The 10,220-nt window shown below is 59.6% G+C and carries 4 protein-coding genes and 2 rRNA genes (1 of these 6 running past the window's edge); 3 read left to right on the top strand and 3 right to left on the bottom strand.

What is annotated here, in order from left to right; genetic code table 11:
• Together EL249_RS13025 and rrf are read left to right on the top strand one after the other, a co-directional pair.
• Window positions 1–2,639 (top strand): 23S ribosomal RNA (locus EL249_RS13025); it begins 239 nt to the left of the window's first position.
• A 202-nt stretch (window positions 2,640–2,841) separates the two neighbouring features.
• Window positions 2,842–2,954 (top strand): 5S ribosomal RNA (gene rrf / locus EL249_RS13020).
• 293 nt (window positions 2,955–3,247) lie between these two features.
• On the opposite strand, the gene EL249_RS13270 is transcribed toward rrf, so the two are convergent.
• Window positions 3,248–4,033 (bottom strand): response regulator transcription factor, encoded by a 786-nt coding sequence (locus EL249_RS13270; protein ID WP_005671653.1) that lies wholly within the window; start codon window positions 4,031–4,033, stop codon window positions 3,248–3,250.
• Window positions 4,034–5,822: 1,789 nt separating this feature from the next.
• Window positions 5,823–7,013, bottom strand: coding sequence for a M20 aminoacylase family protein (locus EL249_RS13005; protein ID WP_005671656.1), 1,191 nt, complete (start codon window positions 7,011–7,013; stop codon window positions 5,823–5,825).
• Between the two features lie 601 nt (window positions 7,014–7,614).
• Between EL249_RS13005 and EL249_RS13000 the strand changes: the two genes are divergently transcribed.
• Complete coding sequence (locus EL249_RS13000) at window positions 7,615–9,333, top strand: AMP-binding protein (RefSeq protein WP_050782002.1); 1,719 nt, start codon at window positions 7,615–7,617, stop codon at window positions 9,331–9,333.
• A 146-nt stretch (window positions 9,334–9,479) separates the two neighbouring features.
• Here EL249_RS13000 and EL249_RS12995 read toward each other — a convergent pair whose 3' ends face one another.
• On the bottom strand, window positions 9,480–10,097 hold the full coding sequence (locus EL249_RS12995; RefSeq protein ID WP_005671663.1) for an OmpA family protein: 618 nt from the start codon (window positions 10,095–10,097) through the stop codon (window positions 9,480–9,482).
• Between the last annotated feature and the right edge of the window lie 123 nt (window positions 10,098–10,220).

Genomic DNA, 10,220 nt, shown 5'->3' with positions numbered 1-10,220 from the left:
TGGCGAGCGAAATCGGAGCAGCCTGTGCGTGATAGTCGATTAGCTAGTGGAACGGTATGGAAAGGCCGGCCATAGAGGGTGATAGCCCCTTACACGAAAGCGAATCGGTGGTACTGAGCGTACGACAAGTAGGGCGGGACACGTGTAATCCTGTCTGAAGATGGGGGGACCATCCTCCAAGGCTAAATACTCGTAATCGACCGATAGTGAACAAGTACTGTGAAGGAAAGGCGAAAAGAACCCCGGGAGGGGAGTGAAATAGATCCTGAAACCGCATGCATACAAACAGTCGGAGCCTCGCAAGGGGTGACGGCGTACCTTTTGTATAATGGGTCAGCGACTTACGTTCAGTGGCAAGCTTAACCAGATAGGGGAGGCGCAGGGAAACCGAGTCCGAATAGGGCGCCATAGTCGCTGGGCGTAGACCCGAAACCAGGTGATCTATCCATGGTCAGGATGAAGGTTGGGTAACACCAGCTGGAGGTCCGAACCGACTAATGTTGCAAAATTAGCGGATGAACTGTGGATAGGGGTGAAAGGCTAATCAAACCTGGAAATAGCTGGTTCTCCCCGAAAACTATTTAGGTAGTGCGTCATGTATTGCTCCAGGGGGTAGAGCACTGTAATGGTTGTGGGGGCCATCGCGGCTTACCACGCCATAGCAAACTCCGAATACCTGGAAGTATGAGCATGGCAGACAGTCGCCGGGTGCTAACGTCCGGCGGCAAGAGGGAAACAACCCAGACCTACAGCTAAGGTCCCAAAGTGTGGCTAAGTGGGAAACGAAGTGGGAAGGCTAAAACAGTCAGGATGTTGGCTTAGAAGCAGCCATCATTTAAAGAAAGCGTAATAGCTCACTGATCGAGTCGTCCTGCGCGGAAGATGTAACGGGGCTAAGCCATGCACCGAAGCTTAGGCTGCACTCTTTGAGTGCGGGGTAGGGGAGCGTTCTGTAAGCCTGTGAAGGTGTCTCGTAAGGGATGCTGGAGGTATCAGAAGTGCGAATGCTGACATGAGTAGCGTTAAAGCGGGTGAAAAGCCCGCTCGCCGTAAGCGCAAGGTTTCCTACGCAACGTTCATCGGCGTAGGGTGAGTCGGCCCCTAAGGTGAGGGCGAAAGCCATAGCTGATGGGAAGCTGGTTAATATTCCAGCACCGATTTCTAGTGCGATGGGGGGACGGATCGTGGAAGGTTGTCCGGGTGTTGGAAGTCCCGGTTCCTGACCTGTAGGTGTCTGGTAGGTAAATCCGCCAGGCGTATGCCGAGGGGTTGGGACGAGCGAGCTTGCTCGCGAAGCAACTGGAAGTGGTTCCAAGAAAAGCCTCTAAGCTTCAGCTAGAAACGACCGTACCGCAAACCAACACTGGTGCGCGAGATGAGTATTCTCAGGCGCTTGAGAGAACTCGGGAGAAGGAACTCGGCAAATTGACACCGTAACTTCGGAAGAAGGTGTGCCTTGGTAGCTTGAGTGTGAACAACACAAGGGCAAAGAGGTTGCAAAGAATAGGTGGCTGCGACTGTTTATTAAAAACACAGCACTCTGCAAACACGAAAGTGGACGTATAGGGTGTGACGCCTGCCCGGTGCCGGAAGGTTAAGTGATGGGGTGCAAGCTCTTGATCGAAGCCCCGGTAAACGGCGGCCGTAACTATAACGGTCCTAAGGTAGCGAAATTCCTTGTCGGGTAAGTTCCGACCTGCACGAATGGCGTAACGATGGCCACACTGTCTCCTCCCGAGACTCAGCGAAGTTGAAATGTTTGTGATGATGCAATCTCCCCGCAGCTAGACGGAAAGACCCCATGAACCTTTACTGTAGCTTTGCATTGGATTGCGAACCGACTTGTGTAGGATAGGTGGGAGGCTTTGAAGTCAGGACGCCAGTCTTGATGGAGCCATCCTTGAAATACCACCCTGGTTTGTTCGCGGTTCTAACCTAGGCCCGTCATCCGGGCCGGAGACAGTGCATGGTGGGCAGTTTGACTGGGGCGGTCTCCTCCTAAAGAGTAACGGAGGAGTTCGAAGGTACGCTTGGTACGGTCGGACATCGTGCCTAAAGTGCAATGGCAAAAGCGTGCTTAACTGCGAGACTGACAAGTCGAGCAGGTGCGAAAGCAGGACATAGTGATCCGGTGGTTCTGTATGGAAGGGCCATCGCTCAACGGATAAAAGGTACTCTGGGGATAACAGGCTGATACCGCCCAAGAGTTCATATCGACGGCGGTGTTTGGCACCTCGATGTCGGCTCATCTCATCCTGGGGCTGTAGCCGGTCCCAAGGGTATGGCTGTTCGCCATTTAAAGAGGTACGTGAGCTGGGTTTAAAACGTCGTGAGACAGTTTGGTCCCTATCTGCTGTGGGCGTTGGAGATTTGACGGGGGCTGCTCCTAGTACGAGAGGACCGGAGTGGACACACCTCTGGTGTACCTGTTGTCACGCCAGTGGCATCGCAGGGTAGCTAAGTGTGGAAGAGATAACCGCTGAAAGCATCTAAGCGGGAAACTTGCCTGAAGATGAGATCTCCCTGGGGACTCGATCCCCCTGAAGGGTCGTCCAAGACCAGGACGTTGATAGGCCGGGTGTGGAAGCGCAGTAATGCGTGCAGCTAACCGGTACTAATTGCCCGTGAGGCTTGACCCTATAGTTTTGCGAGATCCAGCATGCTGCTGGGCCGCCATCAGTTGACTCGACATGACTCTGCACGCAGACTCGTTCGAGACTCAGTCACATCGTCGTCGGAAACCATGGACTCCTCATGAAACTTCCGATACACTCGTCGACTCCTATCAGACAACGGCAGCAAGCCTTGGCAACTCGCTAGGCTCGCCGCCAACAAGCTTTGTCTGACGACCATAGCGAAGTGGAACCACTCCTTCCCATCCCGAACAGGAACGTGAAACGCTTTTGCGCCGATGATAGTGGGCCCGCGCCCGTGAAAGTAGGACATCGTCAGACACCCTATTCATGAAAAAGCCCGTACATCGTACGGGCTTTTTTTTTCGTCTGTATGTCTCCTACGCCCCTCTCAATTAGTCCTCTGTATCTCATACGCCCCCTTCACATTCTGTTTGTCTCTTTCTGTATGTCTCCTTCGCCAGCCTGTTTTAAGTCAGCGGCGTAACTCCGAGGCGCGCTCCCGTCGGCGGTGCCCTTGTCTCCCCCTGTTTCTTTGCATGGCTCCCACGTCCGGTTTGGACGTGGGCCGTTTGCCGCGTTTTGCCTGCTCACCTTCGATCTGTTCTGCGCTGTCAGGACGTTGCGATGTCTTCGAACTGGATCCCCGAGCGCATGGCTGCCATGGCGACTTGCGCACGCGAGGAGATGCCCAGGATGCGAAGGATGCTGCTGACGTGGACCTTGACCGTTCCTTCTGCCAATCCCAGTTCTCTGCAGATGCTCTTGTTTGGCAGACCCAGCATCATGAGCCGAAGCACGCTGCGTTGGCGTTCACTCAGGCCCAGATGGCGCCCGTCCCGGTATTCACGGTGCGGTTGTGCAGGAGCGGTATTGCTGCCCGGATATACCGCAGGTTGAACACGCAGCCCTTGGGGTGCATTCGCTTTGGGGATACTGAGATGGTCCTGGAACTCAGGACGAACCACTGCGGCATGTGATGCAGGCGCGGATCCGCTTCCGGATTTGGGATCGTTGCTATTGCGGGCCAGCCGGATGGCAGTCCGGAGGCAGTCAGTGATGGGTTGGGTATCCGCGTTTTTCAGGACCAGTCCCAGAGTGCCGGCCACTTGGCACGCATGGGTCACTGCCTGATCTGCCCGTTCGATCATTGCGACGATGGGGAGACCCGGGCATTTCCGGCGGAATGTGTCCAGCGTGACGGTTCCGGTTGCGTCGGGCAGCTGGAGATCCAGGAGGGTCAGCAACGGCTGCTGCCCGCTATGAACATAGCGGATGGCTTCTTCTAGCGAGGAGGCGGCGATGATGATCAGGTTTTCATCGATCGACTCCAGGATGGAGCGAAGGGATTTGCGGATCAGGGGCTGGTCATCGACCAGGAGTACATTCTGAGCGTTCATTTCAGTCTCCTCCTTCCGTCCGCAGGCACTGAGTTGGTGTCCTGTTTCGGGATAGAAAGAGTTCCGGGTAGAGAGAAAAAAGGGGTTGTCGAGGTTGCAGGTGCTACGGAGTGCTGCTTGGGAGTCACGCGTTGTGCGTGATCCGTTGGGATGCATTGTTGCTGTTCGGCAACGGTTTGGCGTGGTCATAGTTCACGTCCTTCATGCAGACGATTCATGACAACGGACCGCATGTGGCTACTTTGTGACTTATGTCCGAATCCGGTGTTCTGTTTGCTGAAACACGCGCCGCTCTCGCCTGCGAGGAGGCGGCCTTCCGCTGCTGAAGGTTCGCCGCTTGGTAGGGGAGATCTGCTCATGGTGTCTGGCTCCAGGAAGATGTTTGAGCCGCGTGGGGCGGTGCATCTAGTCTGTATCGGAGGCGGGCGGGATGGGGTGACGCCATCCATTGGGTGGCTGCTTGGCCTATGCTGAAAGGAGGTGGTGCTGTTGATGTGATCCTCCTTGGGGGGGCAGCCAGGTTGTGAGGCTGGGCGGTGTGTGCGTCGCTCCCTTGGGTACTAGCCCCCTTGGGGCTCGGGCTATCAGGGCGCTCTGACTCTCAGGGGATCTCTCAGGGGATCTCCCAGGGGATCTCCCAGGGGATCTCCCAGGGGGAGCTCTCAGGGGGAGCTCTCAGGGGGGAGCTCTCAGGGGGAGCTCTCAGGGGGCTGGCTCCTCAGGGCTTGCGGTCGAGGTAGGGCGAAGTGCGGAGACCCAGGGGGACGCAAGGGGCCAGTGGCAGCGTGGGGAGAAGCTGTTCATCTGCCGCCAGAGGGATGCGTCACTGCACGTGGGAGCTACTGGAATGTGTGGCCAGGTGATTTGGATCTGCTTCGGCTCATGGAGCCTACCGGGGGCCCGCTTATCGCAGTACGGCAATGGTTGCCGTTATAAAGGCAAAAGGCGTTTTGTTATTTGCAAGTGCTGTTGTCGCACCTTCTGTGGCTGCTGGTTCGGAGTGTCCCGTGTTTCAGGGGGGCGGAGGACTGTTCTGCTGGGTTTGCGTTCCCCGGACACATACCGACAGTTTCCATGCCGGGCAAAAAAAATGGACACCTCCCTTGGGGCGGTGTCCATAAAAGTGCTATTTCCAGAGGACATTCTGAGTCCTGGTTCTGCAGGCCTGCGGGGCCTGCTGAGCAGGGGCTCGGAGTCCCGGGAGCCAGTCCCCGGCAAGAGGGGCTCCCGTGGAGCTATGAAACCATGGGAAGGTGCCAAGTGGCTGTCCGACAGACCGATGGGTTCTGGGGGCGGCCCAACGGTACTCATCTGGTGTTCATTTGTTCATGGGATCAGTTGCTTGGTCACTGGCGTATCTGTTCATTGGTGCATCTGGTATCCACAATCTGGACATTCAGGCTCCACCCCAGTATCCGAGAGCCGAGATAGGGGATAGTGAGAGTGAGGCAGCGGGGGCAGTGGGAAAGGCAGGAAAGGCAGGAAAGGCAGGAAAGGCAGGAAAGGCAGGGAAGACAGGGAAGACAGGGAAGACAGGGAAGACAGGGAAGACAGGGAAGACAGGGAAGACAGGGCAAGAGGAGGTAGCAGGGATTGGGGGATATCGAGGGCAGCTTAGCCGCACGACGGCTCATTGACTCATTGGGGCCGGGGGCATCCGATCATTCTTGAGGGGGCAGGCTTTCTCCTGTAGGTCTGGGTTGAAGGCCGGATTGAGGGCTGACTTGAGGGCTGACTTGAGGGCTGACTTGAGGGCCGGCCCATGATGGACCGGCCTGGTGTGGACGGATTAGCGGTGCAGGAATGCTTCGACGAGGCGGACCCAGAGGGTGGCTCCGACGGGGATGGCGTCGTCGTTGAAATCGTAGCTGGGGTTGTGCAGCAGGCAGGGGCCGTCGCCGTGGCCGTCGGCGCGGTGGGTTCCGTCGCCGTTGCCCAGGAAGAAGTAGCAGCCTGGGCGCTGGAGCAGCATGAAGGAGAAGTCTTCGGCGGCCATGACGGGATCGATGGGGGAGACGATGTTGTCGGGGCCGATGACGTCGGTGAGGACTTGTGTGACGAAGGCGGTCTGTTCGGGATTGTTGATGGTGGGCGGGTAGTTGCGCAGGAAGCGGAAGTCGACTTTGGCGCCAAAGCCGCTGCAGATGCTTTCGGCGAGGGCTTTCATCCGGGTTTCGATGAGGTCGATCATTTCGACGGAGAAGGTCCGGACGGTACCGCGCAGTGTGGCGTGGTCGGGGACGATGTTGACGGCGTCGCCGGTATGGATCTGGGTAACGGAAAGGACGGCGGCTTCGATGGGGTTGCGGTTGCGGCTGATGATGGTCTGGAAGGCCTGGACCAGGGTGGCTGCGATGGCGACGGGATCGATGCCGTTGTGGGGCATGGCGGCGTGGGAGCCTTTGCCGGTGATGATGATCTCGAAGGTGTTGGAGGAGGCGAGGATGGGGCCGGGGCGAATGCCGATTTGACCGATGGGCATGCCGGGCCAGTTGTGAAGGCCGAAGATGGCGTCGCAGGGGAAGCGCTCGAAGAGTCCGTCCTGGACCATGGCGCGACCGCCACCGAGGGATTCTTCGGCGGGCTGGAAGATGAGGTGGAGGGTGCCGTCGAAGTTCTGGTGGGTGGCGAGGTGTTTGGCGGCGGCCAGCAGGATGGTGGTGTGGCCGTCATGGCCGCAGGCATGCATGCGGCTAGGGTGGCTGGAGTGGTGGCCGAAGGTGTTGGCTTCCTGCATGGGCAGGGCATCCATGTCGGCACGGATGCCGATGCTGCGGGGGCTGTTGCCACGTTTGAGGGTGCCGACGACGCCAGTCTTGCCCAGGCCGGTAGTGACTTCGTAGCCCCATTCGCGCAGTTTGTTGGCTACCAGGGTGGAGGTGCGGGTCTCTTCGAAACCCAGTTCGGGATGGGCATGGATGTCGCGTCGCAGGGCGGTGAATTCGGCGTGCGAGGCCTGGATGTCGTCGATGATCTGCATGGTGGCTCCTTGTGAATGAGTAGAGATTAGCATCAGTGGGGCTGGGTAGGGAGCATGTGCAGGAAGCGCTGGATCCGAGTAGGCCCGGGGGGCGATGTGGCTGCGCATGGATGCGGCCGTGGATGGTTATGGCAGGGGTGGATATGGCGGGAGAGATGTGGCGGGAGAGATGTGGCGGGAGAGATGTGGCGGGGAGAGATGTGGCGAGGGAGGAATGGGGGAAGCGGCGTTTATTCGTTGTGCCTCTGCATCGGGTGTCGCGTAGGAGGATGTGTGAGGGCTGGCGGCATCCTGATGCGGGCGTGGGGTTGGGGATGAAGGGCCGTGAAGGTGTGGAGCGTTGGGGGCAGTGGTTGAAGAAAGGCGGGCAGGGGGTCTGTGTTGGGAATGGGGCGATGCGGTATCGTGTCTTGATGGAAGAAGCGATAATTTCACCGACAACTGCGGCCTTGTGGTTGTAAGCTGCGCGTGCAGCGTGCAGCGTGCGGCGTGCGGCGTGCGGCGAGGCCGTCGGGGCGTTTGGGATGTTGAAACCAGACGTTTTCTCTGGGGGCCCGGATAGGGTGTGATGGTGTCTGGTGTGGTTTGAGGGGGCCTGGTGGTGGAGCGCGTCTGGTTGAAACATTATCCGCATGGGGTTCCTGCGGAGATCGATCCGGACAGTTATCGTTCGCTGGCGCATCTGCTGGAGGACGTCATGGTCCGGCATGCGGAGCAGGCGGCGACGGTCTGTCTGGGGCGCACGTTGACGTATGGGGATCTGGACCGGCTGTCCACGCGGTTCGCGGCATGGCTTGGGTCGCTGGGGTTGCCCAAGGGCTCACGTGTCGCGCTGATGATGCCCAACTGTCATGCCTATGTGGTGTCGTTGCTGGGGACGCTGCGAGCGGGGATGACGGCGGTGAATGTCAATCCGCTCTATACGCCGCGAGAGCTGGAGAACCAGCTGCGGGATGCCCGTGTGGATGTGCTGGTGGTTCTGGAGAATTTTGCGCACACGGTGGAGAAGGTCGGGCCGGAGGGGATGGTCCGTCAGGTTGTCCTGGCCTCGATGGGAGATCTGCTGGGAGGGCTGAGGGGCTGGGCGGTGAACATGATGCTCCGTCATGTGCGGCGGACGGTTCCTCCTTTCAATTTGCCTGGGGCTGTCCGGTTTGCCGAGGTGATGCGGCAGGGCAAGGATCTGCCGTTCGAGCCGCCCCAGCTGAGTGGAGAGGATCTGGCCTTCTTGCAGTACACGGGCGGGACGACCGGTGTGTCGCGGGGGGCGATGCTGACGCACCGCAACATGGTGGCGAATGTGCTGCAGAGCTGTGCGTGGTTCCATCCGGCGATGGATCAGCCCGGAAAGCCGACGCCGGAGGGGCCGCCGGTGTTTGTGGGGGCGTTGCCGCTCTATCACATCTTTGCGCTGACGATCTGCCTGCTGGTGAACATGCAGCTGGGGGGCAAGCTGATCCTGATCCCCAATCCGCGTGATGTGAAGGGATTGGTGAAGGCGCTTCGGCCTCATCGTCCGGTGGTGTTTCCTGGGGTGAGCACGCTGTATGACATGCTGGTAGCCCATGAGGTGTTTCGGGGGCTGGATTTTTCGAACTTGCGAATCTCGCTTGCAGGCGGGATGGCTGTGCCGAAGGCGGTCGCACGGCGGTGGGAGTCGGTGACGGGGTGTCCGATCTGCGAGGGGTACGGTCTGACGGAGGCGTCACCGACGGTGGCTTGTTCTCCGACGAATACGACGACGCACGATGGGACGGTGGGAATGCCGTTGCCGTCGACCGAGATCGGGATCCGGGATGAGGCGCTGCGTCCGCTTCCATGGGGGCAGCCGGGCGAGGTGGTGGTGCGTGGTCCGCAGGTGATGGCTGGCTATTGGCAGCATGCCGAGGACACGCGTGCGGTCATGACGCCGGACGGTTTTCTGAGGACCGGGGATATCGGCGTGATGGATGAGCGCGGTTATCTGCGCTTGCTGGACCGGCAGAAGGACATGATCCTGGTGTCAGGCTTCAATGTCTACTGCAATGAGGTGGAGGATGTGGTCTGCAGCCACCCGGGGGTGAGGGCGTGTGCGGCGGTCGGTGTGCAGGATGAGCATGCCGGACAGGCGGTGAAGATCTTTGTGGTGCGCGAGGACAGGACGTTGACGTGTGAGGAGCTGTTGGCGTATTGCAAGGAGCGCCTGACGGGCTACAAGCGTCCCAGGATCGTGGCTTTCGTGAAGAGTCTGCCCAAGAGTGATGTGGGCAAGGTTCTGCGCCGCCCGCTGCGTGACGGGACGGTGGTGCCGGAGCCGGACGAGACGGAAAAACCGGCTTGAGGCGCTGATGCGGAAAGAAGAACACCCGGTACCGCGATGCGGACCGGGTGTTCTTTCATGGAGGCAAGCCCCATCTTGTTGCCCACCGGGGGCCCAGGAGGGGCGCCCGGCAACTGGGGGTATAGGCTGGCTGGCCGGTGACTGTGTCAGTCGATCAGCAGGATTTCGACGCGGCGGGCTTCCGCGTTGTTGCCGGAGCCGGTGGTCTGCTCGGGCTTGCGCAGGATGATGCGTTGCGCGGGGATGCCCTGTGCGATGAGGGCATCGCGCACGCCAAGGGCGCGGCGCTTGGCCAGATCGCGGTTGAAGTCGATGTTGCCGGTGGGATCGTGATAGCCAGCCAGCAGGACACGGCGGCCCTCGGCGGCCTTCAGGGCCTCGACCACGGTGGCGATGGCCTTCTGTGCGTCGGCGGGAAGGGTAGCAGAGGCGGACTCGAAGTGGATGGAGCCCGCGGGTTGTGCGGGAGTGGCCTGCTCAAAGGCAACGAACTCTTCGTTGACGGCTTCTGTCTGGGCGGAGGAGGCTGCGTTCTGGGCTGCAGCGGCGGCAGCGGTTTCCTGATCCGTGGTGCTGGTGCCTTGGCCATGGCCTGCGGCGCTCGTGGCAACCGCCGCGGCGGGGGCGGCCGGGGCTGCGACATCATTTGCACCATCGGCGCCTTTCAGGACCCAGATGATGACGGAAATGAGCAGGATGGTGACGGTGGAGAACACGACCCACAGGCCGGTGCGTGTGGAGGTGTCGTCGTCGAGTGGGTTCATGATGGATCCTTGTTAGCGTTGCCGACGCTCAATTCTACCAATCGTTTGCGCGGGGTTCGGGGGCTTGAGCAGGGAAAACGGCAAGGGGAAGGGGGCCTTGTGAACAGGGCGGGTGATGGGAAG

Origin of the sequence: Lautropia mirabilis, from assembly GCF_900637555.1 — a bacterium.
Taxonomy (GTDB): domain Bacteria; phylum Pseudomonadota; class Gammaproteobacteria; order Burkholderiales; family Burkholderiaceae_E; genus Lautropia; species Lautropia mirabilis.
The sequence above is the reverse complement of the archived record's forward strand: the minus strand, read 5'-3'. Positions and strand labels throughout refer to the sequence as shown.